This window comes from Rhizobium esperanzae, assembly GCF_002204185.1.
Taxonomy (GTDB): domain Bacteria; phylum Pseudomonadota; class Alphaproteobacteria; order Rhizobiales; family Rhizobiaceae; genus Rhizobium; species Rhizobium esperanzae.
Genome location: NZ_MXPU01000019.1, coordinates 39,646 through 66,179 on the forward strand (window position 1 = coordinate 39,646; position 26,534 = coordinate 66,179).

Here is a 26,534-nt window from a genome sequence, read left to right on the forward strand (position 1 = left end):
CCTCAGGCCGCCCGTTCGATCTTGGTCAATCCGCCCATATAAGGCAGCAAAACGTCCGGAATCGTGACGGAGCCGTCGTCATTCAGATAATTTTCGAGGATGGCGATCAGGCAGCGGCCGACGGCAGTGCCGGAGCCGTTCAGCGTGTGGACGAACCTGTTGCTCTTGTCGTCCTTGCCGCGATAGCGGGCATTCATCCGGCGGGCCTGGAAATCACCGCAGACCGAGCAGGAGGAGATTTCGCGGAAGGCATTCTGCCCCGGCAGCCAGACTTCCAGATCGTAGGTCTTTCGCGAGCCGAAGCCCATGTCGCCGGTGCAAAGCGTCATGGTGCGGAAATGCAGACCGAGGCGCTTCAGCACCTCCTCCGCACAGGCGGTCATCCGTTCATGCTCGGCAATGGAGCTCTCGGCATCGGTGATCGAAACGAGCTCGCATTTCCAGAACTGGTGCTGGCGCAGCATGCCGCGCGTGTCGCGGCCGGCCGAGCCCGCTTCCGAGCGGAAGGACGGCGTCAAGGCGGTGAAGCGCAGCGGCAGTTTCTCCTGGTCGAGGATTTCCTCACGCACCAGATTGGTGAGCGTCACCTCGGCCGTCGGAATGAGATAGCGGCCGTCCGTCGTCTTGAAGAGATCCTCTTCGAACTTCGGCAGATTGCCGGTGCCGAACAGCGCTTCGGCGCGCACCATCAGCGGCGAGCTGACTTCGGTATAACCGTGTTCGCGGGTGTGGAGATCGATCATGAACTGGCCGAGCGCGCGCTCGAGCCTGGCGAGCGGTCCGGTCAGCACGGTGAAGCGCGAGCCGGAGAGCTTGGCAGCGCGCTCGAAGTCCATGTAGCCGAGCGCTTCGCCGATTTCGAAGTGCTCCTTCGGCGTGTGGTTCCACCGCGGCTTTTCGCCGATGATGCGGCTGACGACATTGTCATGCTCGTCCTTGCCGACCGGGACATCGTCGAAAGGTATGTTCGGGATGCGCGAGAGCGCATCGTTGAGCTCGGCCGTCAGCTGCCGGTCTTCTTCCTCGATCGCCGGCAGCAGCGTCTTCAGTTCGGCGACCTCGGCCTTCAGCTTCTCGGCGAGCTCGCCGTTCTTCTGGGCCATCGCCGCACCGATCTCCTTGGAGGCGAGATTGCGGCGGGAGAGCAGATCCTGCGCCTTTTGCACGGCGGAGCGGCGCTTTTCATCGAGGGCGACGAGACTTTGGGCCAGAGGCTCCGCGCCGCGCTTGGCAAGGGCGGCATCGAGCGCTTCGGGATTCTCACGGATCCATTTGATATCGAGCATCGTCGTTCCAGGTCGTTGCAACAGAAATGACCCGGCCAAAGCCTGACCGGGCCTCGACCGGATGAGACGGCGTCGTAAAAGAGCTTCCGGATCGCCTCAGACGCTGTCAGTCTTGGCAACGTCCGCGGATCCGGTTTCCTTTTCGAGCGCCTGCCGGGCACGCTGGCGCTCCACGAGTCGCGCCGCATAGATGGAAATCTCGTAGAGAAGGATCGTTGGTAGCGCAAGACCGATCTGGGACATCGGATCCGGCGGCGTCAGCACGGCGGCGACGACGAAGGCGAGCACGATGGCGAACTTGCGCTTCTCGGCGAGCCATTGCGACGTCAGCAGACCGACGCGGGCAAGCAGGGTCGTGATGACAGGCAGTTGGAAGACGAGGCCGAAGGAGAAGACCAGCGTCATGATGAGGCTCAGATATTCCGAGACCTTCGGCATCAGCGAGATCGCCACCTCGTCATGACCCGGCGCCTGCTGCATCGACAGGAAGAACCACATGACCATCGGCGTGAAGAAGAAATAGACGAGCGCAGCCCCCATCAGGAACAGGACCGGCGACGCGATCAGGAACGGCAGGAAGGCCTGGCGCTCGTTCTTGTAGAGGCCGGGCGCCACGAACTTATAGACCTGGGCGGCAATGATCGGGAAAGCGACCACCAGGCCGCCGAACATCGCCACCTTGACCTGGGTAAAGAAGAACTCCTGGGGCGCGGTATAAATCAGTTGGGCCTTCTCGACGTCGAGATGCGCCCATTCCACGGCCGTCTTGTAGGGGATGACCAGATAATTGAAGAGATGCTTGGCAAAAAAGAAGCATACAATGAAGGCGATGAAGAACGCCCCGATCGACCAGATCAGCCGCGTGCGCAGCTCCATCAGGTGCTCGATCAGCGGCTGCGGCTTGTCTTCGATGTCACCGCTCATGCCTCGTCCTTCTTCTTCGTCTGCGCCGGCTTCTTCGGCGTTGCAGGCTTCCTGACGGCCGCGGCCCGCTTCGGCTTTTCCACAGGTACGGCAACGGCTGTGGCAGCATCGATCTTGTCGGCAGCCTTGACGCGTGGCTTGCGCACGGCCTTCGGCTTGTCGGCGACGGTATCGGCCTGGGCAATCGCTGCTGCGACCGGCTCAGGCTGCGCAGGTGCCGGCACCGGGGGCGTTTCCGGGAGGCTCATCGACGGCGACGGGGCCGAGACGGCAGCCGGCGGCACTTCGGTCTTGTTTTCCGGAGCCGCAGTCGTCTTCTGCAAGTCGGCCTTGATCTCGTTGCCCATCTGGCGAAGCGGGTTCATCGCCTCGCGCAGGCTGTTAACCGGGTTGAGCTTCTGGGCGTCGCTGATCGTCTGGCGCACATCGTCAAGCTCGGCTTCGCGCAACGCTTCGTCGAACTGCGCCCGAAACTCACCGGCGACCTTGCGGGCGCGCTGCGTCATCTTGCCGAACGCGCGCAGCATCGGCGGCAAATCCTTGGGACCGACAACGACGATCAGCACGACCGCGATGACCAAAAGCTCGGTCCAACCAATATCGAACATGCAAGGCTCCTGGACGGGAAGCGCGGGGGCTGCGCTTTTTCCCGGACTTGATTACTTCGTTTCGTCGGCCTTGTGATCGACGGTCTTTGCCGTTTCCGGCGCGTCCTCGTCCGTCATGCCCTTCTTGAAGCTTTTGATGCCCTTGGCGACATCGCCCATCAGTTCCGGAATCTTGCCGCGACCGAACAACAACAGCACGATGACCAGAACGATCAGCCAGTGCCACATGCTAAGAGAACCCATCACTCTAACTCCCTGTTTCGATGTTCCCACGATGTAAGGATTTCTAACACCGTTTCCAACATCAAGCCCTTTGAACTGCGCTTAATGTCACGGTATCGCCCTTTATGACAAGCCACTGAGGCGTCGAAAAATCGTGAGCGCCATTCTTTTCGTCATGCATGGAAAAAGCAAGACGAAGTCCTTCAATCTTCGGAGGTAGAACGTGGGGCAAGCAACCCCAGTTCTTCGAGATCCATCTGGGTGATCGGATCTTCGTCCTCGGTCAATTCGTCGTTCATCGACGGCGAGGGAATATTGAAGTTCGCCGGGATACGGCCAGACAGCAGGCCCGCTCCCTTCAATTCTTCGAGACCCGGCAGATCGCGCAATTCTTCCAGGCCGAAATGGTCGAGAAAATCGCGCGTCGTGCCCAAAGTCACCGGCCGGCCGGGCGTGCGCCGGCGGCCGCGAAACCGCACCCAACCGGCTTCCATCAGCACGTCGAGCGTGCCGCGCGAGGTCTGAACGCCGCGGATATCCTCGATCTCGGCACGCGTCACCGGCTGGTGATAGGCGATGATCGCCAGCACTTCCAGGGCAGCGCGCGAAAGCTTCTTCACCTCGTTGTCGTCGCGGCGGATGACGAAGGAAAGATCGGCGGCGGTGCGGAAGGCCCAGGCGCCTTCGACCTGGACAAGATTGACGCCCCGCGGCGCATATTGCTCCTTCAGCCGCAGCATGATCGCATGCACATTGAAGTTCCTCGGCAGCCGCTCAGAAATGAAGCCCTCGGAGACCGGCTGCGATGAGGCAAAGACCAGCGCCTCGGCGATGCGTTCGGCCTCGATCTCGGCCTGCAGGTCGCGGCCCTCCTCCTCGAAATCCTCGCCGTCCTTCAGATCGATCAAGCCGGCCGCTCCTGTTCCACCACCTGCAGCGTCGCATGTTTCGGACCGCGGCGCATGTAGATCGGCTGAAAGGCGCCGTCCTGACGGATCTCAAGCTTACCCTCGCGCACCAGCTCCAGCGAGGCGGCAAAGGCGCTGGCGATCGCCGTGACGCGTTCCTCGGGCGCTGCGAGATAACGCAGCAGATAATGCTCCATCGCCATCCAGTCACCGACCTCGCCGATCATCTGGGTCAGCAGTTCGCGGGCGTCGGTCAGCGACCAGACATTACGCCTCTCGATCGTCACCTGGGTAACAGCATGGCGCTGGCGCAGCGCCGCATAGGCGCTCAGGAGATCGTAGAGGCTTGCCGCATAAGCGGATTGCTGCCGGTCGGGAATATGCTCCGGCGCACCGCGGGCGAAGATATCGCGGCCGAGGCGGTTGCGGTTGACGAGGCCCTCCGCCGCCTGGCGCATGGCTTCGAGACGCTTCAGGCGGAAGGCAAGGGTTGCGGCCATCTCCTCGCCGGAGGGGCCGTCATCCTTGACCCGCTGGGGAATGAGCAGCCGCGACTTCAGATAGGCAAGCCAAGCCGCCATGACGAGATAATCGGCGGCAAGCTCGATGCGGATGCGCCGGGCGCTTTCGACGAACTGCAGATATTGTTCGGCGAGCGCCAATACAGAAATGCGCGACAGATCGACCTTCTGGTTGCGGGCGAGATAGAGCAGCAGGTCGAGCGGGCCTTCGAAGCCGGCGACGTCGATCACCAGCGCCGGCTCGTGGCTGGCGCGCTCGGCGCCGTTCTCCTGCCACAGCTTGTCCATTGGCGTTGCCGCCTGCGGACGTTCCGAGCCCTTGACCGTGCTCACCACCCTGCTCTCCTGCGATCACACCGACACAAACATCGCCTCGAATTCCGCCCTCAACTCCGCCTCATCGGCAGTATCCGGAGCGGCAAAGCCTGCTTCTACCGCTTTTGCGCGGGCAAGCGAAAGACCGGTGAGCGGCGGAACATTTGCCACGACATCCCGCATCTCGTCCATATGGCCATTGCAATGCAGCACGATATCGCATCCTCCTGCAATGATATTCGCCGCCCGTTCACCGATTGTACCGGAAAGAGCATTCATCGAACTGTCGTCGGAAAGCAGCAGACCGCCAAAACCGATGTGCTCGCGGATAACGCCGTCGATGACCTTGCGCGAGGTCGTCGCCGGATTGTCAGGGTCGATTGATGTGAAGACGAGATGGCAGGTCATTGCCATCAACTCGTCCTTCATCGCGATGAAAGGCGAGAAATCATGGGCCTCCAGCTCATCGCGCGAGACGGTGACGACAGGCAGCTCCAGATGTGAATCGGCAAAGCCGCGACCGTGGCCGGGCATATGCTTCATAACAGGCAGCAAGCCGCCGGCCTTCAGCCCCTCGCCGGCCGCCCGTCCCATTGCGATAACCGTCTTTGGATCGCCACTATAGGCGCGGTCGCCGATGACGTTGCTGCTGCCTTCGACCGGCACGTCGAGAACCGGCAGGCAATCGACATTGATGCCAAGGTTCGACAGGTCGAAGGCATGCAGGCGCGACATCACCCAGGCGGCGCGCAGCCCGAGCGCCGGGTCGCGGCGATAGACATCGCCGAGCGCCTGGCCTGAAGGATAACGCGGCAGAACCGGCGGACGGATGCGCTGGACGCGACCGCCCTCCTGATCGATCAGCACCGGCGCATGCCAGCCGACGCTGTCACGCAGTTCGGCGACGAGATCGGTGATCTGGCCCGCTTCGGAGATATTGCGCCCGAAGAGGATGAAGCCCCAGGGCCGTTCGTCCCGGTAAAAGGCCTTTTCTTCGGATGTGAGGGCAAGGCCACTGCAGCCAAGGATCATCGCTTTTGATTCGGTCATAGAAGAATCATAAACAGCGGCTGGCCAAATGCGAGCAAGCGCGGGCGTGATGCACAAAAAAGAGCGGCGGGCCGATCCGGCTCGCCGCTCTCATAACTCAATGGCCGATGTTATTTGGAGATCAGGCAGCTTCCGCCCGCTGCGCGATACTGTTCGCAGAGCGCTGCGGCCTCATCCTTGGAGCCGACCGGGATGCGAACACGGTAGAAAGTGCCCTTACCGGCGATATCGGCCCTGCGGATCTCATGGGCGCGGCCGCCAAGCACGCCGGCGAATTTCTTCGACAGGTTTGCATAAGATTTATTCGCCTCGTCCTCCGACGGCAGCGAAGCGATCTGGAGGCCGTAGCCACCTGCGGATGCGGCTTGCTGCGGCTGGGCGGCGGCCGGCGTTGCCGAGGCGACCTGCGTCGGCTTCGGCTGCTGCGCGGGCGTGCGGACATTGCCCTTATCGGTAACAGTGCTAACGACGTTGACAGGCTGATCGGCCGGGCGGGCGATCGGAACCGGGGCCGTATCGGCGATCGTTGCCGTCTTGACCGGCCGTACCGGCGCATCGACCGGTGCGGGATTTGCCGCCTGCCCATCGGCACTTGCGGCAGGCGACGGCTGTGCCGGCGCGGTTTGAACTGGTGCTGCAGAACGCGCATCGGCGGAAGCAATCTCGGCGCTTGCCGGGAAGCTCGCAGCCGATCCGGCAGCCGGCGGCGCAGACGGGGCCGACTGCGCCGTCACTGACGGCATCGGCTGAGGAGGCGGCGCCGGCTGGTCGACCGGCGCGGACTCCTCGCGGGCGACCAGTGTGCCGTCAGGCTTGACGATCATCGTGCGGACCTTGCGCGGCGAAACGGATGGCGTCTTGTCGGCGTCACTTGCAGAAGCGTCATCGGCGTTGGCGTGGTTCGGCAACAGACGCGGATCCTCCGTCTCGCCAACGGCGGTCGGCGTGACCCGATCGTCAGCGCCGGCGTTCTCGTCATCTTCCGGCAATGCCTCCGGCGTCAAGGTGCGCTGGACAACATCGACCGGCGCCTCGTCCGAGGAGACGAGCGCCTTCTGCTTCGGCTCCTCGGCAGAACCCGCAACGCGGTCGTAGACGGCCTTATCCTGGTTCGGCACCGTCTTACCGCCGGGATTTTCCGGAACGACCTTGACCGGCTCCTTGTCGGCCGCAATCACACGCGGCTCGCCGGACGAGACAATGCCAAGCCCTTCGCCGTTCCAGACGGAGGAATAGACGCCATAACCGACGCCAGCGAAGACCACCAGCACGACGGCCCCGGCCAACAGCCGGCGCATCGACCGGGCGCGGCTGAAATCAGCGGCCTGGCTTGCCGACTCGATGTGGACCTCGGAGGTCTCCCGGCGTTCGACCGGCTCGCGCACGCTGCGGCGGAAATCCTCCTCCAGCGCCCGTTCGAAATCGTCGAGACCGTCGGCAATGGTCGGCTTGACCGGCGTTGCCGCAGCGGCAACCATATTACGGGCGGACGCCGCCGTTTGGCGCGGTTTGGCCGGCTCGAAAAAGCTCGCAATCTCTGCATCGAGATCGAAATCGAAATCCGCGGTTTTCGCGACCGGAGCGGGCTGCTCGACCGGTGGCAGCGCCGGCACATGCATGTCCTCCACCGTCTCGGGACGATCCTCCGGATCGGAGATCATCGCCGGATCGAAGGGCAGATCTTCGGTCGATTCAGCGGCGGACGCCTCTGCGGCAGGTGCCCAGTTGAAAGCCGGAGCCGGAGCTGGGGCCGGCTGCTCGGAAACCGGAGCCGGCGCGGGCTGAGCCGGGATAGTGGCCTGTGGGTACTCAGGCGTTGCCTGCTGGGGCGCGGCGGGCGCCGGCTGCGCCTCTGGCTGCGGCGCAGGTTCGGCTGCTTCGGAGAAATCGAGATCGGCAAGTTCCAGCTCGATACCGGCGAGGTCCAGTTCGAAATCATGGCCCGCGAAGGGATCATCGGCTTCCGGCGCGGGCTGCGGCGCCCGTGAATAGGCCGTTGCGACAGGTCGGGGCTGCGTGACCGCGGCAGGCTGTGGCGCGACCGGCCTTGCGGCTTCGGCGGCATAGGCAGGCGTCATTTCGATCGGAGCGGACAGGATCGGCGCGGGCGCGATCGCCTCGGGCTGAACCGGTGCGGCAGCAACCGGGGCGACTTCGACGGGAGCGGGCTCCGGCGCAACCGGCGCCAGATTGGCGCGCTGTAATACCGGGCGGGGCACAGGATAGCGCGAGACGTCGGCCAGCAGGTCGTCGACATCGAAGGTGCCGGCGGTATGCGGAACTTCAGGTCCGACCTCGGTCAGCGCGGCATCGGCCTGGATCTCGCCGTCGATGGCGGCTGCAAGATCGAAACCGGCGTCGGAGCCGAACTCTTCCAGATCATCCTCGACTTCAACGAATTCCTCGGCTTCAGCAGTTTCTTGCGGCGCAATTGCCTCATCGTGGCGATCGATCTCAGCGGGAAAGCCGAACGACGGCGCCGCGGATTCGAACTCCTCGGGAGGTTCGACAGCGGCGACGGGCGCCGACTGCTCGATAACGGGCTCCGGCTCCGCCGAGGCAAGATCGGCAACCGCTGCTTCAGCCATCGGTTCAGCGACTGCTTCAGTCGCAGGCGCAGCGACTGCTTCAGCGGCCGGCTCGACAACTGTCACCGGCTCCTCACGTTTCGGGGCGTGGAAATTGGCGAGCGGCAGCCTGATGCTGGCGGCCGACCATTGCGGGGCTTTGGCGGACTGCGCCAGCGAAGAGACCGGCGCTGCACCGATCGACAATTCGAGTTCCTCGATCAGGTCGCGGGCGCCGCCGAAAGCGGTTTGAGCTGGCACCTCGGAAACAGGATCGACGGACAGCTGCTGCGGACCGGCCGCCCAGTCGGCAGCGGCTACGTCCCAGTTCCTTGCCGAAGGCTGGGCAGCTTCTTCTGCGGCGACGGGACCAACGGAGACGGGCTCCGGAACATCCACGCTTACGGCAGCGGGAGAAGCATCGAGAATGGGCTCGACATAGTCTTCGGAAGCGACGCCGTCGGAGATCGGCTCGGCCGGCCGATCGAGTTCGGCCAGCGGACGCGGTGAATCGTAGCGATCGAATTCCCGCCCGAGCTCGTCCTCCAGATCGAAGGCAGGTTCGCGCCGGGCGGCGTCGCTTACGGTATTCGCTGCAACACGCGGCTCGAAACCGACGATCCGAGCAAGTTCGGCCAACGGATCGTCGTCGGCAAACAGATCGTCTTTTCCGCGCGTATCATACGCAAATTGTTTCTCAGCCATGCCTATCCCACTCGCAAACGCCAACGCTCAAATGCCAGCGCATTGTGGGTAAATGGTGACGTTATCGCATTTCGTCAGGTGCGGCAGTGCCTGTAATGGCAAGTCCCGACTTCAAAACCGACGCGACGGCGTACACCAGCCCAAGTCTGGCAATACTTGATTCTCGGTTTTTATCATTAACAAATCGTAATTCCGGCTGATCTTTACCTTTGTTCCAGTGCGCGTGGAACGCACTGGCGAGGTCGTAGAGATAAAATGCGATGCGATGCGGCTCCTGCGACTGGGCGGCCGCCTCGACGACACGCGGGAATTCGGCAAGCTTGGCGACCAGCTGCAATTCGGCCGGATCGCCAACGCCAGCAACGGCTTTCGCAAGATCCTCGGGCGAAACATCGAGGCCGGGAAAAGCCTCTCTTGCCTGCCGGAAGACCGACATGCAGCGGGCATGCGCATACTGCACGTAAAAAACAGGATTATCCTTCGACTGCTCCGTCACCTTGGCGAAATCGAAGTCGAGCGGCTCGGAATTCTTGCGATAGAGCATCATGAAGCGCACCGAATCACGGCCGACTTCCTCGACGACGTCCCGAAGCGTGACGAAATCGCCCGAACGTTTCGACATCTTCACCGGCTCACCGTTGCGATAGAGCTTGACGAGTTGGCAGAGCAGCACCGTCAGCTTCGCCTTACCCTCCGAAACGGCGCGTGCAACCGCTTCCAGGCGCTTGACGTAGCCGCCATGATCGGCGCCAAGCACATAGATCATCTCGTCGAAACCACGATCGAACTTGTTCTTGAAATAGGCGACGTCGGCGGCGAAATAGGTGTAGGAGCCGTCCGACTTGATCAGCGGCCGGTCCATGTCGTCGCCAACCTCGGTCGAGCGGAACAGTGTTTGCTCGCGATCTTCCCAGTCTTCAGGAAGCTGGCCCTTCGGCGGCGGCAGCGTGCCCTTGTAGACGTAACCCTTGAAGGTCAGGTCGTTGATCGCCGTGCGGATCGCCGCCGCTCCATTGGCATGCAGGGTGCGCTCGGAAAAGAAGATGTCGTGATGGACGTTCAGCGCCGCCAGATCTTCGCGGATCATGACCATCATCGCGTCGATGGTGCGATCCTTGATGAGCGGCATCCATTCCTCTTCCGGCATATTGTGCAGCCGGACGCCGTAATCGGCGGCAAGCGACTGGCCGACGGGCACGAGATAGTCGCCCGGATAGAGACCCGACGGGATTTCGCCGATCCGCTCACCGAGCGCTTCGCGATAACGCAGGAAGACCGAGCGGGCCAGCACGTCGATCTGCGAGCCGGCGTCGTTGATGTAATATTCCTTTTCGACGCCGTAACCGGCAAAGGCCAGCAGGTTGGCGAGCGCATCGCCGACGACGGCGCCGCGGCAATGACCGACATGCATCGGGCCGGTCGGATTGGCCGAGACATACTCGACGTTGACCTTGCGGCCTTCGCCGAGGGTCGAGCGGCCATAGTCGATGCCGGCGCCGATGATGGAAGCCAGCAGCCGCTGCCAATAGCCGACGGCGAGACGGATGTTGATGAAACCGGGGCCTGCCGCTGAAACATCGGCGACGTCGGCATCCTCCTTGAGCTTGGCGATGATGACGTCGGCAAGGGCGCGAGGATTGGTGCCGAGCGGCTTTGCCAGCACCATCGCGGCGTTGGTCGCAACGTCGCCGTGACTCGCATCGCGCGGCGGTTCGACTGCGATGCGGCCGAAATCGAGCTCAGATCGCTTTTCCCTGACCAGATCGATCTGTTCAAGGGCGGTTTTGATCCTGGCTTCGAAGTCGGTAAAAAGGTTCATCGCACTCTTCCATGCATAGGCTGTGCCAAAGGCGCTAATCGGCCTTCGGCGGGCGACCGCTGCCTATCGCAAATCCGGAGTGTGGTCAAACAATCGCCTGTGGGCACTGATCGCATAGGTGTCGGTCATGCCGGCGAGGTAGTCGCCGACATGGCGAGCCTTCGGCGCATCGGCGAGCCCCGCCATATGATCGACCCAGTAATGGCTCTGCATCTCCTTGGGACTGGCCATGTAGGCGGCAAAGAGGTCCGTGACGATCTGGGCAGCACCGGCGCGGATGCGCATGATATCGGGATTGCGGTAGATGCGCTTGAAGAGCATCGCCTTAATCTGCCTGTCGGTTTCGGCCATCTCTTCGGAAAAGGTGGCGATAACCCGGTCGGCGCCGCGGATGTCGGCAGCACTCTCGGGACGAAGAAGGGCAAGGCGCTGCTGCGCGACGCCGATGACGTCCTCGACCATGCGGGTGATCTGGCGGCGCATGATCTCGTGGGTGAATCGGCTCGGTTCCAGATGCGGATAGCGCCCTCTCACCTCCGCCATCAACCCGGCAAGAAAGGGAATTTCCTCCAGCATGTCGAAACTCAGATAGCCGGAGCGCAGGCCGTCGTCGATATCATGGGTGTTATAGGCGATGTCGTCGGCGATCGCCGCGACCTGGGCTTCCAGGCTGGCATAGGTCGCGAGCTCGAGATCGTGCAATTCGCAATAATCAAGGATCGGCTGCGGAACCGGGCCGCGCGTGCCGGCCCCTTCCGGCGTCAGCAACGGACCATTGTGCTTGACGAGGCCTTCGAGGCTTTCCCATGTCAGATTGATGCCGTCGAATTCGGCATATCGCCGCTCCAGCTTGGTCACAATGCGCAGCGATTGGGCATTGTGGTCGAAGCCACCATAGGGCAGCAGCACCTCGTGCAGCGCGTCCTCGCCGGTATGGCCGAACGGCGTGTGGCCGAAATCGTGCACCAGCGCCACGCCCTCGGCCAGATCCTCGTCGAGTTTCAGGGCGCGGGCAAGCGCACGGGCAATCTGCGCCACCTCGATCGTATGCGTCAGCCGAGTGCGGTAGTGATCGCCGTCCTGGGCGATGAAGACCTGGGTCTTGTGCTTCAGCCGGCGGAAGGCGGTGGTATGGACAATGCGGTCGCGGTCGCGTTGGAAATCGGAGCGAGTCGGACTGCTGTCTTCCGGATAGAGACGCCCACGCGTCGTCCACGGGTCGGCCGCATAGACCGCCCTCTCGCTGCCGCCGAAACCTAAAGCTCGCCTGTCAACCGTCATTCTTCACCGTCATTCTGCCTATTGCCGCATCTGCCCATTGACGCCGCTTTGCCCTCTTCATACCTATAGCCCGACGAAACGGCAAAGCGGTGTTCGCCGACCGCTTCGGCGCATCATGGCCTTTTCGCGAAGATCATGGTAAGTTCCTTTGATATCAGGCATTTGAACATTCGAGTGCCAAAACCCATTCTCTCCGGATCTTGACCCCGGCAGGAGGAAATATGACGGATACGAGTGTAACTCTTTCGGATGCCGCGGCAAAGCGTATCGCCGCCATCATCAGTGCTGAGGCCGGCAAGAGCGCGCTGCGCGTTTCCGTGGAAGGCGGCGGCTGTTCGGGCTTTTCCTACAAGTTCGACCTTGCCGACAGCGCTGAGGATGATGACGTCGTCGTCGAAAAAAACGACGCGAAGGTGCTGATCGACAGCCTGTCGCTCGTCTATATGGCAGGGTCCGAGATCGACTTCGTCGACAACCTGCTTGGCCAATCCTTTCAGATCAAGAACCCCAATGCGGTGGCAAGCTGCGGCTGCGGCACCAGCTTCTCGATCTGAATATCCGAACATACAGCGTTGTCCCCAACGACCGGCGGAAGAATTGCTTCCAGCCGGTTTATCGGCTTGTCCAGCGGCGAAAGACCGCGATAAAAGGAGCGCACTGAAGCGCGTCACGATCTTTCAGATTCGCTTGGCCCACGCTTTAGCTCTTTGATTTTCCGCGTGTCGTGAATCGCAAAAACAGCCGCACAGTTTTGCGCGACATGCCCTAGCGAACGGGACAGTGCCATGAAGATCGCGACCTGGAACATCAACGGCGTCAAGGCGCGTATCGACAATCTCACACAATGGCTCAAGGATTCGAATCCCGATATCGTCTGTCTGCAGGAGATCAAGACGATCGACGAAGGTTTTCCCCGGCTGGAGATCGAAGCGCTCGGCTATCATGTCGAGACGCACGGCCAGAAGGGATTCAACGGCGTCGCGATCCTCTCCAAGACCTCACCTTTTGAAGTCAACCGCGGCCTGCCCGGCGACCCGCTAGACGAACAGGCGCGTTTCCTGGAAGCGGTGTTCACGCTGCCCGACACGCGCATCCTGCGCGTCTGCTGCATCTATCTCCCGAACGGCAATCCCGTCGACACAGAGAAGTATCCCTACAAACTCGCCTGGATGGAGCGGCTGAGGAGCTTTGCGGCCGAACGGCTGGCCTATGAAGAGATGCTGGTGCTTGCCGGCGATTACAACGTCATCCCCGAACCGCACGACTGCTTCGACCCCAAGGTCTGGGAAAACGATGCGCTGTTCCTGCCGCAGACGCGGGAGGCATTCCGCAGGCTCGAAAATCTCGGGCTCACCGATGCGGTGCGCGCGACGACGGATGCGACACAGCTCTATTCCTTCTGGGACTATCAGGCAGGTGCGTGGCCGAAGAACAACGGCATCCGCATCGACCACCTACTGCTCTCACCGGAAGCTGCCGACCGGATGACGTCGGCGGCAATCGAAAAACATGTGAGGGCCTGGGAAAAGCCGTCCGACCACGTGCCTGTGATCGCCTATTTTGATTTCGCGGCCTGACATTCCGAGCCCATGGCAGCGCCTCATTTCAGGGGTGCGATGGAGATGATGCACGGGTTGAATGCCGGCGCTTAACGCAAAGCGTCAATCGGAACCGCTCGCGATGGCGTGCGACAGCGAAACTGCCGTGCGGCGGTCGGCCTCATTGGCAACCGAGAAGGCCTGCTCCTGCAGCGCTTCCATCCAGCTGCAATCCTTCGGCTTGCAGCGGTCGAGAGCGGCGGTCATCAGCGCGAGACCGCGGGCCGTCTGGCCTTCGTCGAATAGGATATTTCCGAAAATCGCCATGGCGCCGGGATGGCCACTCTTACGAGCCTGGTTCAGCCATTTTTTCGCCTGCTGCGGACTAGCGTTGCCGCCCTCGCCGGCCAGCATCATCTGCGCCAGCTGGAACTGTGCTTCGGGGACGCCAAAGGTGGAGGCCACCTGGAAATAGAGCTGGCGCGCCTGAGTGAGATCGATCTTGACGGGGCTGCCGGCAATACCATGCTTGTAGTAATTGGCGAGCGAGAGGAGCGCGTTGACGAAGAAGCCGGTATCTTCCGAGCCGGGTTCGACACCCTGCTGGGCGATCTCACTGTAGATCTTGAAGGCTTCAAAATCGTCCTGGGTAACACCGTCACCGTCGGCGTACATGTTGGCGAGCGCCCAGCGCGAGCCGGTATGGCCCTTTTCGGCGGCGTATTTGTAGGCTTCGACCGCCTCCTCTTTCTGTCCGTTTTTGTAGGCCTTGAAGCCGAACTTGAACAGATCGAAAGGACCGGACTCCTTGCTGACGTCGCTCTTGATGTCGAAAGCGTGAACCGGGCCGGACAGCGAGATTGCCACCCACATGCTCACCAGCATGAATTTGAACAGTTTGAACTCGGACGTTACCATTTCAACCGATTTCTTTCGTTCATCGCGCGCAGCCGGCGCTGAGGCCGGGCATACTGCGGATGTGTTCTTTCAAGGCGAGCGATCCCGCGGCGAGCTCCATGGCCCCTTTACCCGCGTCGCATCCAGCCCATAGGCCTTTTCTAAAAGGCCGAATTTTCAGCACATCATTCAGGACCACCCGGCTCCCGGCACGGTCCGCCTGCAACCTTCTCGGCGCTCTTTCGACGGGCGCGCCATCCGCCTTCCCGCCTTTATCGCATTCGTAATTACCAAATGTGACCAAACCGGTATCGGCATCTGCCGTTAAGCTCGCCTGCCTGTTCGAACGGGCAGAGAACGGCGGCAATGGATGGATAGATGGCATGATCGTGAGGTCGAATTTATGGTCGCAATAGCCTTGTCCGGAAAGAAAAACGGCCGCAATCACGCGGCTGTCGCCACTTGCGCCGTACGATCTGCTGTTACCGGAAAAAAATCGACTCATGCTACTGATTACACGCACCGTAGTCTGCCATCACCTCGCCCGCTAATACCGCTGCGCTCTCTTTGTGGCGGGAAATGGACAAATTCACCCCATCGCCACCATACGTCATTCATCGTAAAAAACTGTTGCTGAATCGTCACAAAACGAGACCGGAAAATAACATGATTAATGGGCGCACATAAAGAAGAGCCCGGCAGTGCCGGGCTCCTCAATTCTTCAAAACGTGGAATTAGAACTTGATCTTTATGCTTGTCGACAGTGCAGCGACCAGATCATCGTCAAAGGAATAGGAGACATCATCTCCGTATGTGACGCCATTCCGGGTCACAGCACCAGACGAACCGCTCGTCAACACGCCCACGGCACCTGCAAAGCGCCATTCGATATGTTCGGTCGGCGTATAGGCCGCACCGAGACCGAGCGTCCAGCTGTCTGTCTGCGCGCCATAGCCTTGGCTGGTGCCGCGATCCCATGTCAGGCTGACTGCACCGGCCCACTGCTCATTGAATTTGTGGCCGACACCGCCGGAGATCGTCCAACCATCACGATAAAGAAGGTCGAGCGAGGTTAGACCACCGGCGGGGCAAGGCAAGCCGTTGGTCGGGCAGAATGCTACCGACTGCAGGACGCTCCAATTCGTCCATTTAACCGATCCGAATGCAAGCCAATCCGGAGCAATACCGCTTTGCAGCTTCAGCTCCAGCGAATCCGGCGCTTCGGCGGAACCGGAAACAGGTGTGACGAGGCCCCCATATAGCGGCACAACCGGAACCTGACGGAGATCAACAGTCCCGGACAGGTCATCGTACTTGACGCGACTGTTATAGACGAGGCTCGCACGCATCGCATATTCCGGGATCTCGTAAGCGATGCCGGCGCGCCAGCCCCAGCCGCTATCGTCGATATCCAGGCGACCGACGCCGGTGCCAGTCCCGAGCAGAAGCGGAAGCGTTGAAACCAGACGTTCCTTGAAGCCTTCGACTTCCTGATAAAAAGCGCCGCCAATGAAGCGAAGCTGCCCAGGGCCGACATCAAAACGGTAGGAGCAGGTGCCGCCATAGTTGCGGGTTTTGATCTCTGTCTCAATGTTATCGTTGGCACCGGCCCAGTTCACGCCGGGGTCGGTATGCGCGCCGAAGGGCTCCGAATAGTCAACGAGGCAGTCGACTGCATCGCCAAAACCAGCCTTAAAACCAATATAGGGGATGGTGTAATTTGAGGTATCGTCAGCCGTGTCTGGACGGCTGTTCAGATTGCCGCCTCCTGTCAGTATCGACGTATTCGTGTCTCGGACATCCTTCAGCTTGCGCTGCGGCGTGACGTAGGTCACGCCCGACTGAAACGAGAAAGGCGACGTATCGAACAGCTGATCGATGTTATAGCCGCCGCGCTCCAGGCCGCCAGCAAAGGACGGCGAGGCAAGCGACGAAAGAAGAACGAGCGACGTTACGCCCTTGGAAAACATACGCGATGCCATTGTGTCTCCCCCACTCCAGCAATTGATGTACGCCACTTTAGTAAGCGTTCACTCGACATGGCAACGCGCCCCACGGCGGCACTCCCAGGCATTGCAGTGGCTAACTTACGTAAAGAAATTGACGGACACGTCAAACAATCTGGTTAATAAAATCTTATTCTAGAGCTATCAACTTTGAGGTGGGCTTTTGGGTTTTCATTCCAAACATTGCAGAAGCTGTATCAATCCGACAACAGTGGCAGTTTTCACCAAATGGATAGTCGTAAAGCCAAAATCCACAGGCTCAGCGCCTCAAATCAGCCGCGCTCAAGACCGAATCAGGCGTGCCCCACACGACAAAAGGCGCGCCCGAAGCGGGCGCGCCTTTGAAATAACTTACCAAAATCGCAATGAAACTTATCCGGCTTCGCTGACCCTGGAAAGCGCGGTTTTCAAGCTGGCGATCTGCCCCTTCAGCTCATCGAGACGCTCGCGCTCCGCCTTGACCACCTCGGGATTGGCGTTGGCGACGAACTTCTCGTTGGAAAGCTTGCCATTGATGCGGGCGATTTCTCCGTCCATCTTGGCAATCGCCTTTTCCAGGCGGGCCTTTTCGGCAGCAAGGTCGATCAGATTGCCGAGCGGCAGGCAGACGGTGGCTTCGGCGACGACGATCTGGGCTGCGCCCTTCGGCACATCGTCGGAGAGCGATATCGCTTCCACGCGGGCAAGCCGCTTGATGGCGGCGTCGTGGCGGAACAGCCTTTCGCGCGTGAGATTGTTGGCCTTGACGACGACCAGCGGTGCGGTCGCCGACGGCGGCACGTTCATTTCGGCGCGCACGGAGCGGATGCCGGAGACGAGATCGATCAGCCAGTTGATCTCGTCAGCGGCTGCGTTATCGGCATAGGACGGCGCCGGCCATTCGGCATGGCAGACCAGCGTGTCGCGTTCCTTGCCTTCGCCTGCGGTATGCGCCCAAAGCTCTTCGGTCATGAAGGGCATGAAGGGATGCAAGAGCTTGTAGATCTCTTCGAGAATATAGGCGCTGCAGGCCTGGGCTTCGGCCTTGGCGCCCGCGTCATCGCCACTGAAGACCGGCTTCAGAAGCTCGAGATACCAGTCGCAGACTTCGTTCCAGACGAAACGATAGAGCGCGCCGGCGGCATCGTTGAAGCGGAAGGCTTCAAGGGCTTCCGTAACGTCACGTTCCGTACGGGCAAGCTCTGTCAGGATCCAGCGGTTGATGGTGAGCTCGGCGGCCTCCGGCACGAAGTGTGGATCGCTCTTGGCACCGTTCATCTCGGCAAAGCGCGTGGCGTTCCAGAGCTTGGTGCCGAAATTGCGGTAGCCGGCGATGCGGGCAGGATCGAGCTTCACGTCGCGGCCCTGCGCGGCCATGATCGCCAGGGTGAAGCGCAGCGCGTCGGCGCCGTATTCGTCGATCAGTTCCAGGGGGTCGATGACGTTGCCCTTCGACTTCGACATCTTTTGCCCGTTCTTATCCCGCACCAGTGCGTGAATATAGATTGTATGGAAGGGTTCGACGGGGTCGCCATTCTCGTCCTTCATGAAATGCAGGCCCATCTGCATCATGCGAACGACCCAGAACGGGATGATATCGAAACCGGTGACGAGGACATTCGTCGGGTAGTAACGCGCAAGTTCCGGCGTCTCGTCGGGCCAGCCGAGCGTCGAGAAAGGCCAGAGTGCAGAAGAGAACCAGGTGTCGAGCACGTCCTCGTCACGCGTCAGGATTTCACCAGGCTTGAAGTTTTCGAGCAGGTCTTCGACATAGGCCTTCATCGGGCCTTCGTGCGAGAGGTAATGCTGGATCGCAGCCTGCAGCGCCTCTTCCTCGGTCTTTTCGACGAAGACCTGACCGTCGGGACCATACCATGCGGGAATCTGATGGCCCCACCAGAGCTGGCGGGAAATGCACCAGGGCTCGATGTTCTCCAGCCAGTTGAAATAAGTGTTTTCCCAGTTCCTGGGGATAAACCTGGTTCTTCCCTCCCGAACGGACTCCAGGGCAGGCTGCCCCAATGTCTTATTGTCGACAAACCATTGTTCCGTCAGCCGCGGCTCGATCGGCACGCCGCCGCGGTCGCCATGCGGGACCATATGCTTGTGCGGCTCGATCTTGTCGACAAGGCCGGCCTCTTCGAAGATCTCGACGATCACCTTGCGCGCATAGAAACGGTCCTGCCCTTCCAGACGGTCCCAGGCGCCATGCAGCGCCGCAGGATTGTCGAGACCTTCAAGGAAATCTTCATTGTCCTTGATGGCAATGGTGCCATCGACGTTCATGACGTTGATCGCCCGCAGCTTCGCGCGCTTGCCGACTTCAAAGTCGTTGAAATCATGGGCAGGTGTGATCTTCACCGCGCCTGTGCCGGCCGTCGGATCAGCATAGGAATCGGCGACGATCGGAATCCTGCGGCCGACGATCGGCAGGATGACGTGCTTGCCGATGATCGGCTTGTAACGCCCGTCTTCGGGGTTCACGGCAACGCCGGTATCGCCGAGCATCGTCTCCGGCCGCGTCGTGGCGACGACGATATAGTCACGCGTCTCGAACTCAGTCGGCTTGCCTTCCTCGTCGAAGGCGATTGGATATTGATAGGTGACGCCCGGCTCGAGCGGATAACGCAGATGCCAGAGATGGCCCTTCACCTCGTGTTGTTCCACCTCCATGTCGGAAATCGCCGTCAGGAGTTTTGGGTCCCAATTGACGAGGCGCTTGTCCTTGTAAATCAAGCCTTCCTTATAGAGTGTGACGAAAACCTCGAGAACGGCCTGCGACAGGCCTTCGTCCATGGTGAAGCGCTCGCGTGACCAGTCGCAGGACGCGCCGAGGCGCTTCAGCTGGTTGAAGATCAGGCCGCCCGATTCTGCCTTCCACTCCCAAATCTTGTCGATGAAGGCCTCGCGGCCCATCTCGCGGCGGCCCGGCAGTTGCTGCTCCATCAGCTTGCGCTCGACGACCATCTGGGTTGCGATGCCGGCGTGATCCATGCCCGGCTGCCAGAGCACGTCCTTGCCGCGCATGCGCTCGAAGCGCACCATGATGTCCTGTAGCGTATTGTTGAGCGCGTGCCCCATATGCAGCGAACCGGTGACGTTTGGCGGCGGGATCACGATGGTGAAGGTCTCGGCCCCCGGTTTGGCGTTCGCGCCGGCGCGGAAGGCATCCGCCTCATCCCATTTCGCGGCGATTTTCGGTTCGACGGCAGCGGAATCATAGGTCTTGTCGAGCATTTTCTGACCAATTTCGAGGTTCGAGGATGGGCGTTTGTAAATAGGATGGCCACGGCCAAGTCAATAAAAAAGCCGCCCGGAAACCGGAGCGGCTTTTCCAGGAAAAATCAATCCGATCAGCGGCGCGGGCCGCGCGCCACGCGCTCGATTTCCTCGCGCACCAGCCGTTCGACCAGAGTCGGCAGATTGTCATCAAGCCATTCACGCAGCATCGGTCGCAGCATGTCCTCGGCAATCTCGTCCAGCGAGCGGCGCTCGGCACCGTCGATCGCCGCGGCAAGCTCCTCGAAGGAGCGGCTGATCTGCAGACCGGCATCTTCCGAAAGCAGGGCCGGCTGGACCTCCTCGACAACGCTCGGCAGGAAACGCTCGGTCGACGAAGGAGCGGGCTCCAAAGCCGGCGGCGCAGTTTCGGCGGCAGCAGCGGCTTGCTCGGCGACGGCGACACGCGGTGTTTCGGCAAGCGTCGGTTCTGCCGGCTGTTGGACGGGATCAGAGGAAACGGGGGCTGCGGCAGCGGCAAAAACGGGCTGTGTCGGCTGCGGCTGTGGACTTGTAGCGCGCGGCGGCTCCGGCATCACGGCCGGCTGCGGCTCCGGCTGGCGGAAGCCGCCCGGAATTTCTCGCAAGGCTTGACTGGCCTGCACGGCGCTGCGCTCGGAGGCGGCGCGCACGCGGGCTGCGACATCGGCAAGCGACAGCGCGTGGGCCGGAGCTTCGGCCTCAGGGGCGGTGCCGGCCGAATTGGCGGCGACGAAACGCGGATCGGAAGAGCGCATGGCCGGTTCGGGAAACTCCACGCCGGCATAGGTGTCATCCACCGTCAGATGGATTTCGGAGCCGTTTTCGTCGTCGTCGGCGCCGTAAACCGGGGGCACGGAAGCTGAAATCGCCTTGCCGGCGCCGGGCTCATTGCTTTCGATGATCTGGCGGATGGAGGCCAGAATTTCTTCCATGGACGGTTCACGCGCTACACTTGGCTGAGCCATATCTATCCCCGTTATCCCAACACAACGATCGGACGGTGTGGAGCGTTCATCCGAATCACCACGACTTTAGAATACCCCAGACGCGAAAAAAATCATCGCGAATCAATTGAATGCCGCCATGCACAGTTTTGTTACCAATGCCTGCCGCCGGCATTCGGAGCCGACAGCGTCAGAATAAATGATGTTTGTGAAGGCTTTTCCGCAGTACTGACAAAAACGGGCGCCAATGGCGCCCGTCGCTCGAATCCAACTGGGAGAAGAGTGTCAGAAAACGAATTCGCGCGCCTTGGCGAAACCCGGCAGCGGCTTGACCGAAGCGTTGAAGAAGACGTTCTCCGAGATGGCGCCGCGCTCGGCGACGAAGACCTTGGCACGAGCGGCATTGCCGTGGCCTTCGACGGTGACCAGACGGCCGCCATCGCGCAACTGACCGAGAAGAGCGGCCGGAACCTCCTCGACCGCGCCGTTGACGAAGATCAGATCATAAGGGGCGCCGGCGGCGTAGCCCTTTTCGAGAGGACCGGTCACAACCTCGACCTTGCCATAGCCGGCAAGCTTTGCCTTCGCTTCGGCAGCCAGCGCCTCGTCGCATTCGAGTGCAATCACCGAGCCAGCGATGATCGACAGCAGCGCCGATGTATATCCCGTGCCGCACCCGACCTCGAGCACGAAATCGTCTTTGCCGATGGCGGCCAGCTGCAGCAGCTTGGCGAGCGGCGAGGCCTCCATCAGGAAGCGGGCCGGCTTGCCCGGTGCGGCGGCCGATATTTCGACGTCGTTGTCGATATAGGCGAGAAGCTTTGACTTCTCCGGCACGAAAGCCTCGCGCGGCACCGTGAGAAAAGCCGTCAGCACGGAATGCGAGGTAACATCCGTGGTGCGGATTTGGGTGTCGACCATCTTTGCGCGCGCTGCTTCGAAATCCATCATGTCCTCTCGCTCTTGAAAAGCGGTTCCTGTCCCTCGTCTCTTAATCTCCGCCACGGATGCTTTCAAGGCTTGGCAGCGGTCGGGGAAAAGAATCCGCCAGGCGGCTCTTTCGCGCCACAGGAGGGCACGGGCTGCAACGCAAGCGTGGAACGCCCTGCCCCTTCGTGTTATGATTTGCAGCGGAGGAAATTAGGAGGAGCAGGCCACGTCTGCGATTTTCGAATATTTCACGCTGTTCGATTTCCTTATCGTCGCAGCGCTCATCGGCATATTCTGCTGCGGGCTGCTGGACGGTGAAACGACCTGAGGAGATCGAGCGCCGAGAGCCCGCGACAATCCGAGGCGGGCTACGCGGTTGCGTGCGCTTGCCCGTAAAATAGCGTGCGGCCGAACAATCGCCTCGAAAATCAGCGAGGTTTCGCAACTCTTTAGCAGCGATGAGGAGAAATTGGAGGCCTCGCCCGGAATTGAACCGGAACACAAGGATTTGCAGAATTTATTCCGCCATTGTTTTCAAAGCGTTTTTTGCCGCTATGTCGCAGTTATGTCGCACTGCTGTGTCGCACTGAACAAGGTGTTTGCCGCTTGCTCCATTTCTTTCCCGTCATTAGAACGCGGGAACAGATGCCCATAGACATCCGTCGTCATGACGATCGAAGCATGCCCTAGCCGCTCCTGCACCATCTTCGCCGGCAGGCCGAGACCGCCATCCTCTTTGCGGTTGATCAGCCAGCGCACAGAAATGGCGGAGCGCGTGCAAGCCCGTGTACTCTTAAAAAGCAATTGCCTAATACGTGTTATTGACTTCGGCTAAGACGATAAGGGATCCGCGTAGCAACGGAGCAGATAACCCACATAAGGATTTCACGCGTCATGCCCATCGGGGATTGATGGATCGCCCAGCGGTCGGAGTTCCCCGCTGGCGACAAAATCCGGCAGTGTGAATACGTATCGATCGAGCATGTTGATATGTTTGCCCGAGGGCGACAGTTTATCGGCTAGAGGTGCACGGGTTTATGAATTCGGCGGCCTTTTTCAACGGATTTGCGATCGGCTCCACATCAACGCATTTAAACCCGGGTTTGTTGGAGCGGAAGCGGCGGCTGGAATCGACCCATTTCTGTCAATCGGAACTGGTTCGTGGATTCCGGAGAGCTGCCGTTTATCAAAACAGAGCGATGTCAGCTTCGCGCTATCGGCGCTGTTCCGGGCCCGACAGCCCCGGCGGCGAGGCAGGTTTTCCGCTTATGGGACTTATGCCGCACTTGGCCTTGGCAGCTTGGCCCGCGCGTTGGAAGAAACGGATTTCTGTGGCGATGCTTTCGCGGAACGGATCGGTTTGGTTGAAGTAGTCGCGGTCCAGACCGAGCTTTGCACCGCCTGCATCGCCCTCGTAATAGGTGCCGAACAAATGATCCCAGATCGGGAAATAATTGGCGAAATTCTTGTCGTGATGTTCCGGCACTCGGGAGTGATGGATGAAGTGGTCGCGTGGTGACTGGATCACGTATTTGCCAAACCAGCCATGCCAGGGAATGGCACTGTGCTTGACCAGACCAATGGCGCCAAAGGTGATGGTCACAATGGCGAATTCGGCCGTTGGCAGGCCGATAAGCAGCGCCGGAACGACCATAATGGCCATGTTTATGGCCTTCTCCAGCGGATGCTCCCGTGACGAAGTCAGCGCGTTGAACTCTTCGGCTGCGTGGTGAAATTCGTGCAGCCGCCATAGTACCGGCAGCCGGTGCATCAACCGATGCTGCCAGTAGCTCAAGAAGTCTGACAGCACTAGGAACAAGAGAACATGTGCCCAGCCTGGCAGCCTCCGGGCAAGGTCCAGGTGGGGGGCATCCTGAGCCGCGCGGGTGATGGCATAGGACAGACCAAATGATGCGAGCGCCGCGAATAGCGTAATCATTCCCGTCGCCTGAAGGACGAAATAGACGATGTCGGTGATTGTGGATTTGCTGCGTTCGAAGAAAACCCGACGGAACCCGGAATTGCCGAACCCCACACAGGTGAGTTCCACCGCGAAAACCGTCAGGACCAGGCCAATGGAAATGGCGAAACTGAGCGCCATTGCCCTACCATTCAGATAGTAAGTGCCGTAAAAAAAGCTTCCAAGCTTGTGCAGGCAGTATTCGACCAGCTCCATGGCCCTGCTCCAAACACGAACCCGTACAGCTTAGTTCTGACGATGCGCTTTTGCCAGATTGCTCAAAGGACGATCGGGGCGTCCTTTTGATGTATTACCGGCGGTGGAAGTGCAGTCCCGGAGGCATGTAGGAGGGTCGAGGAGCACTACCAAAAGCTGCTGGAATTACATGGCCGGCCGAAAGGCTTATAAAAAGAACTACAATAGGCACCGCCGATCGTAAGACCTCGGGCCGTGCTGAGATTTGTTCCACAGCAGCCGCTCGACACTTCGATGTGCGGCCCATCGCAACCCATAACCGGCCCCGCCCTACCTAAGGCGGGGCTTTTTTTGGCATTGGCGTTTCGGCCGAACACGGTCGATAGCATCGACATTCCAAGGCAACATCACCTTTGTCGTCGGCAAGGCGGAGAAGGTGGCCGATCAGAGCAGCTTCCAGTTTCCGGGCGCCGATGACCAGCTCGCGGCGATAGCGCTTCCTTAACGCTTTCGGGTCGATTTCTAGCGCGCGGCCGAAGGAACGACCCGACAGCTCGACGCCATCATCGCGTCGCTGGCGAAAAACAAGGTGTGTGAAAATATCGAAAGTGCCGGGTCGCGCGGAGCGTCGCTTTGGGAGCTGACCGGAAAATTGCCTCCGCACGACCCAACTCTAGGATGGGGTGGATCGCTAAGAGGAAGGCATTATGCGATCTGAAGGTACTGGCTTTCTCCCGCGATCCGGGGAGTTAACCATTATTGTCCCGATGCGGTTCCGGAGCTGGACAAAAAAAGCCCCGCCGCAGCTTAGCGGGGTGGGCGGCCATCCCTTTTCGATCTCAGCCACACCAATCGTTGCGTCGTCTCGGGTTCCAGCTGCGAGCAATGCCTTCCGCCAGCAGCTTCTTCCCGATCTCCTCCCCGTTCGTTCGTAGATTTTGACGGTGGACCGCGCCGCTGAACATCACCCTCAGGCATGTGCCGTGGAGCTGCCGGGAGCCAAATGGGCCTCGCGGAAAATTCGTTTTAATTGTTGGTAAAATTTTGTGGCACATATGAACGGCACATGAAAGGCCACGGAAGCCCGGAGCCTTTGGCTAAGCCGCTGCTTTTCAGGGAATTTTTTGGAGGCCTCGCCCGGAATTGAACCGGGGTACAAGGATTTGCAGTCCTCTGCGTCACCACTCCGCCACGAGGCCTCACCTGTGACCGACATCGAAAAATATCGTGTGGTGGCCGCGATTTAGACCAGCTCTAGAATGAGCGCAAGACCTTTCATTCTGAATGTGATCCTTTTTTCATTCCAAATAGGCGTTTGCGGACAATCCTGCGTGACCGGCTCGATGCTTGGATGATGATAGCCGATTAACTATTACCAATAAAAGTCCGGCCTTTCGGCATCACCCCAAATAGTTAGGATTGTAACGCGAACCGATTTGGTTGATCCCCATTACCTGGGGAGAAATCATGCACGACGCGACATTCGGCGGGACCGCCAAAGACATCTTCTTTTCACTGCTTGCCACGCTCAAACGCATCTCGATGATCTATGTGAACGGAGGCAAGGAAGACGAGTGGGGCTATGCCCTCGTTACCGAACCTGTCACCGACATCAACACGAAGATGCCGATTACCGGCCACGTGATGCGGAAGGTCGTCGACGGCAAGTTTGTCCACCGCCAGATGACAGAGGAAGAGTGCGAAGATTTCGACGCCGGCCGATCCTGGTGAATTGGCTGCCACTCGGGACACGAAGAACCACCGGCGGCATTTGAACAAATTCCCAACTTGACTTAGAGCGCCTGCCCGCCATGTTATCGCCGTGGGAGGGATAGGAGCTGCGATGGAATGGGCTGCCCTCAGAGAAAGGCAGGGACGTGCGGCATATGATGTCGAGACCCGGGATCTCCACGTAAAGTTCGCTGGTTCCGCGCCGGTGAGACATGCGAACATTCCGCCACATGTCTACCAGAACCTTCTGGAAACGGACGATCCACACTTCTATTACCGGTATTATATCGCGCCATCGCGCGTCTCACCGGCCCGTCGACAACCGGTCTCGATGGCAGTCCACGGACTGAAGCTCGTTCTGCTTCTTGCCGCCTGCAGTCTCTTGATGGCAACCGAGCTCGATCAGGGCCATGGCGGAATTTTCGAGGAAAGCGAACTGCGATCGAATTAGAATCGCATTCATCCGGATGTATACAGATCGAACTCGACAACCGGACCTGCGTGATCAGGCAACGATGATACCGACGCTCTCAAGCGAGGTCCTGTTCTGGGAACGGAAGCGGCGATCGTCCCGACCACGATCATTGCTGCCGTCGCGCTCGTTGCGGCCGTTAAAATTGCGATAGTTGCGAGGCCCGTTATAGCCGCCTTGGCCTTGATCGATGACGCAGCCTTCGGGGCGGCGGCAGATACCGCTTGCGTCGAAACCGCGACTGTCGACGGCCTGGGCCTCGGCTGATGTGGCTGAGACGATCGCTGCCACCGAGAAAACTGCAATAAACAACGGCTTCATATCCTCACCCGGATCATCGTGGTGCGTTTCAGCTCCATAAACCACCAATGCAGAAAACGATCCACGGTTCCCGCAGGAGTCTCCGGCGACCGCC

The 26,534-nt window shown here is 60.3% G+C and carries 22 protein-coding genes, 1 tRNA gene and 1 pseudogene; 4 read left to right on the forward strand and 20 right to left on the reverse strand.

The window, feature by feature from the left end; all coding sequences use genetic code 11:
- Window positions 1-2: 2 nt before the first annotated feature.
- The 10 genes from serS to B5E41_RS24280 form a co-directional block, all read right to left on the reverse strand.
- A complete protein-coding gene (gene serS / locus B5E41_RS24235) occupies window positions 3-1,286 on the reverse strand; it encodes a serine--tRNA ligase (protein ID WP_088396389.1) in 1,284 nt (427 codons plus the stop codon).
- Window positions 1,287-1,382: 96 nt separating this feature from the next.
- Entirely contained in the window at window positions 1,383-2,210 is an 828-nt protein-coding gene (gene tatC / locus B5E41_RS24240; protein WP_064802115.1) for a twin-arginine translocase subunit TatC, read from the reverse strand.
- Entirely contained in the window at window positions 2,207-2,818 is a 612-nt protein-coding gene (gene tatB / locus B5E41_RS24245) for a Sec-independent protein translocase protein TatB (protein ID WP_088396390.1), read from the reverse strand. The genes tatC and tatB overlap by 4 nt, the downstream gene beginning before the upstream one ends.
- A 51-nt stretch (window positions 2,819-2,869) precedes the next feature.
- Complete coding sequence (locus B5E41_RS24250; protein ID WP_011425113.1) at window positions 2,870-3,061, reverse strand: twin-arginine translocase TatA/TatE family subunit; 192 nt, start codon at window positions 3,059-3,061, stop codon at window positions 2,870-2,872.
- Window positions 3,062-3,243: 182 nt separating this feature from the next.
- Window positions 3,244-3,948: an SMC-Scp complex subunit ScpB gene (gene scpB / locus B5E41_RS24255; RefSeq protein ID WP_088396391.1), complete on the reverse strand. Its 705-nt coding sequence runs from the start codon at window positions 3,946-3,948 to the stop codon at window positions 3,244-3,246.
- Complete coding sequence (locus tag B5E41_RS24260) at window positions 3,945-4,802, reverse strand: segregation and condensation protein A (RefSeq protein WP_088396468.1); 858 nt, start codon at window positions 4,800-4,802, stop codon at window positions 3,945-3,947. The genes scpB and B5E41_RS24260 overlap by 4 nt, the downstream gene beginning before the upstream one ends.
- Window positions 4,803-4,820: 18 nt before the next feature.
- Window positions 4,821-5,834, reverse strand: coding sequence for a beta-N-acetylhexosaminidase (gene nagZ / locus B5E41_RS24265; RefSeq protein WP_088396392.1), 1,014 nt, complete (start codon window positions 5,832-5,834; stop codon window positions 4,821-4,823).
- Window positions 5,835-5,944: 110 nt separating this feature from the next.
- Window positions 5,945-9,106: an SPOR domain-containing protein gene (locus B5E41_RS24270; RefSeq protein WP_088396393.1), complete on the reverse strand. Its 3,162-nt coding sequence runs from the start codon at window positions 9,104-9,106 to the stop codon at window positions 5,945-5,947.
- Window positions 9,107-9,167: 61 nt separating this feature from the next.
- Window positions 9,168-10,925, reverse strand: a complete 1,758-nt coding sequence (argS, locus tag B5E41_RS24275) for an arginine--tRNA ligase (protein ID WP_088396394.1) — start codon at window positions 10,923-10,925, stop codon at window positions 9,168-9,170.
- A gap of 63 nt (window positions 10,926-10,988) precedes the next feature.
- Window positions 10,989-12,206: a deoxyguanosinetriphosphate triphosphohydrolase gene (locus B5E41_RS24280; protein WP_088396395.1), complete on the reverse strand. Its 1,218-nt coding sequence runs from the start codon at window positions 12,204-12,206 to the stop codon at window positions 10,989-10,991.
- Window positions 12,207-12,427: 221 nt separating this feature from the next.
- On the opposite strand from B5E41_RS24280, the gene erpA reads away from it, so the two are divergent.
- Window positions 12,428-12,760 carry an iron-sulfur cluster insertion protein ErpA gene (gene erpA, locus B5E41_RS24285; RefSeq protein WP_064810183.1) on the forward strand — a complete coding sequence of 111 codons (333 nt, stop codon included), beginning with the start codon at window positions 12,428-12,430 and terminating at the stop codon, window positions 12,758-12,760.
- A 231-nt stretch (window positions 12,761-12,991) separates the two neighbouring features.
- On the forward strand, window positions 12,992-13,783 hold the full coding sequence (xth, locus tag B5E41_RS24290) for an exodeoxyribonuclease III (RefSeq protein ID WP_088396396.1): 792 nt from the start codon (window positions 12,992-12,994) through the stop codon (window positions 13,781-13,783).
- An 84-nt stretch (window positions 13,784-13,867) separates the two neighbouring features.
- Here xth and exoR read toward each other — a convergent pair whose 3' ends face one another.
- The 9 genes and pseudogenes from exoR to B5E41_RS24350 all read right to left on the reverse strand — a co-directional run bounded on the left by exoR (window position 13,868) and on the right by B5E41_RS24350 (window position 25,115).
- Complete coding sequence (exoR, locus tag B5E41_RS24295; protein ID WP_088396397.1) at window positions 13,868-14,662, reverse strand: exopolysaccharide production regulator ExoR; 795 nt, start codon at window positions 14,660-14,662, stop codon at window positions 13,868-13,870.
- 19 nt (window positions 14,663-14,681) lie between these two features.
- Window positions 14,682-15,146 carry a hypothetical protein gene (locus B5E41_RS24300; RefSeq protein ID WP_088396398.1) on the reverse strand — a complete coding sequence of 155 codons (465 nt, stop codon included), beginning with the start codon at window positions 15,144-15,146 and terminating at the stop codon, window positions 14,682-14,684.
- Window positions 15,147-15,375: 229 nt separating this feature from the next.
- Window positions 15,376-16,623, reverse strand: a complete 1,248-nt coding sequence (locus tag B5E41_RS24305; protein ID WP_088396399.1) for an OmpP1/FadL family transporter — start codon at window positions 16,621-16,623, stop codon at window positions 15,376-15,378.
- Between the two features lie 396 nt (window positions 16,624-17,019).
- A complete protein-coding gene (locus tag B5E41_RS24310; protein WP_088396400.1) occupies window positions 17,020-19,863 on the reverse strand; it encodes a valine--tRNA ligase in 2,844 nt (947 codons plus the stop codon).
- Window positions 19,864-19,979: 116 nt separating this feature from the next.
- Window positions 19,980-20,852: a PopZ family protein gene (locus tag B5E41_RS24315; protein WP_088396401.1), complete on the reverse strand. Its 873-nt coding sequence runs from the start codon at window positions 20,850-20,852 to the stop codon at window positions 19,980-19,982.
- Window positions 20,853-21,116: 264 nt separating this feature from the next.
- Window positions 21,117-21,782, reverse strand: a complete 666-nt coding sequence (locus tag B5E41_RS24320) for a protein-L-isoaspartate O-methyltransferase family protein (protein WP_176439476.1) — start codon at window positions 21,780-21,782, stop codon at window positions 21,117-21,119.
- A gap of 531 nt (window positions 21,783-22,313) precedes the next feature.
- Window positions 22,314-22,554: pseudogene (locus B5E41_RS32405) on the reverse strand (tyrosine-type recombinase/integrase); the annotation flags it as partial.
- Window positions 22,555-22,974: 420 nt separating this feature from the next.
- The gene (locus B5E41_RS24335; protein ID WP_088396402.1) at window positions 22,975-23,937 is read right to left on the reverse strand and encodes a sterol desaturase family protein; all 963 of its coding nucleotides are present in this window, start codon (window positions 23,935-23,937) and stop codon (window positions 22,975-22,977) included.
- A 1,104-nt stretch (window positions 23,938-25,041) separates the two neighbouring features.
- A tRNA-Cys gene (locus tag B5E41_RS24350) sits at window positions 25,042-25,115 on the reverse strand.
- Window positions 25,116-25,383: 268 nt separating this feature from the next.
- Here B5E41_RS24350 and B5E41_RS24355 point away from each other — a divergent pair.
- Both B5E41_RS24355 and B5E41_RS24360 read left to right on the forward strand, forming a co-directional pair.
- On the forward strand, window positions 25,384-25,647 hold the full coding sequence (locus tag B5E41_RS24355) for a hypothetical protein (RefSeq protein WP_064802091.1): 264 nt from the start codon (window positions 25,384-25,386) through the stop codon (window positions 25,645-25,647).
- 112 nt (window positions 25,648-25,759) lie between these two features.
- Window positions 25,760-26,098 (forward strand): KTSC domain-containing protein, encoded by a 339-nt coding sequence (locus tag B5E41_RS24360; protein ID WP_085859329.1) that lies wholly within the window; start codon window positions 25,760-25,762, stop codon window positions 26,096-26,098.
- Window positions 26,099-26,152: 54 nt separating this feature from the next.
- Here B5E41_RS24360 and B5E41_RS24365 read toward each other — a convergent pair whose 3' ends face one another.
- Complete coding sequence (locus B5E41_RS24365; protein ID WP_088396403.1) at window positions 26,153-26,440, reverse strand: hypothetical protein; 288 nt, start codon at window positions 26,438-26,440, stop codon at window positions 26,153-26,155.
- Window positions 26,441-26,534: the final 94 nt, after the last annotated feature.

Excerpts from the sequence above, each read along its gene's own strand:
- B5E41_RS24320 (WP_176439476.1), bottom strand. The coding sequence starts at position 21,782 with ATGATGGATTTCGAAGCAGCGCGCGCAAAGATGGTCGACACCCAAATC.
- B5E41_RS24315 (WP_088396401.1), bottom strand. The coding sequence starts at position 20,852 with ATGGCTCAGCCAAGTGTAGCGCGTGAACCGTCCATGGAAGAAATTCTG.
- xth (WP_088396396.1), top strand. The coding sequence starts at position 12,992 with ATGAAGATCGCGACCTGGAACATCAACGGCGTCAAGGCGCGTATCGAC.
- B5E41_RS24305 (WP_088396399.1), bottom strand. The coding sequence starts at position 16,623 with ATGGCATCGCGTATGTTTTCCAAGGGCGTAACGTCGCTCGTTCTTCTT.
- exoR (WP_088396397.1), bottom strand. The coding sequence starts at position 14,662 with ATGGTAACGTCCGAGTTCAAACTGTTCAAATTCATGCTGGTGAGCATG.
- B5E41_RS24360 (WP_085859329.1), top strand. The coding sequence starts at position 25,760 with ATGGAATGGGCTGCCCTCAGAGAAAGGCAGGGACGTGCGGCATATGAT.
- B5E41_RS24280 (WP_088396395.1), bottom strand. The coding sequence starts at position 12,206 with ATGACGGTTGACAGGCGAGCTTTAGGTTTCGGCGGCAGCGAGAGGGCG.
- B5E41_RS24270 (WP_088396393.1), bottom strand. The coding sequence starts at position 9,106 with ATGGCTGAGAAACAATTTGCGTATGATACGCGCGGAAAAGACGATCTG.
- B5E41_RS24355 (WP_064802091.1), top strand. The coding sequence starts at position 25,384 with ATGCACGACGCGACATTCGGCGGGACCGCCAAAGACATCTTCTTTTCA.
- B5E41_RS24310 (WP_088396400.1), bottom strand. The coding sequence starts at position 19,863 with ATGCTCGACAAGACCTATGATTCCGCTGCCGTCGAACCGAAAATCGCC.
- B5E41_RS24250 (WP_011425113.1), bottom strand. The coding sequence starts at position 3,061 with ATGGGTTCTCTTAGCATGTGGCACTGGCTGATCGTTCTGGTCATCGTG.
- B5E41_RS24335 (WP_088396402.1), bottom strand. The coding sequence starts at position 23,937 with ATGGAGCTGGTCGAATACTGCCTGCACAAGCTTGGAAGCTTTTTTTAC.
- tatC (WP_064802115.1), bottom strand. The coding sequence starts at position 2,210 with ATGAGCGGTGACATCGAAGACAAGCCGCAGCCGCTGATCGAGCACCTG.
- argS (WP_088396394.1), bottom strand. The coding sequence starts at position 10,925 with ATGAACCTTTTTACCGACTTCGAAGCCAGGATCAAAACCGCCCTTGAA.
- B5E41_RS24300 (WP_088396398.1), bottom strand. The coding sequence starts at position 15,146 with ATGAGTCGATTTTTTTCCGGTAACAGCAGATCGTACGGCGCAAGTGGC.
- tatB (WP_088396390.1), bottom strand. The coding sequence starts at position 2,818 with ATGTTCGATATTGGTTGGACCGAGCTTTTGGTCATCGCGGTCGTGCTG.
- serS (WP_088396389.1), bottom strand. The coding sequence starts at position 1,286 with ATGCTCGATATCAAATGGATCCGTGAGAATCCCGAAGCGCTCGATGCC.
- erpA (WP_064810183.1), top strand. The coding sequence starts at position 12,428 with ATGACGGATACGAGTGTAACTCTTTCGGATGCCGCGGCAAAGCGTATC.
- nagZ (WP_088396392.1), bottom strand. The coding sequence starts at position 5,834 with ATGACCGAATCAAAAGCGATGATCCTTGGCTGCAGTGGCCTTGCCCTC.
- B5E41_RS24365 (WP_088396403.1), bottom strand. The coding sequence starts at position 26,440 with ATGAAGCCGTTGTTTATTGCAGTTTTCTCGGTGGCAGCGATCGTCTCA.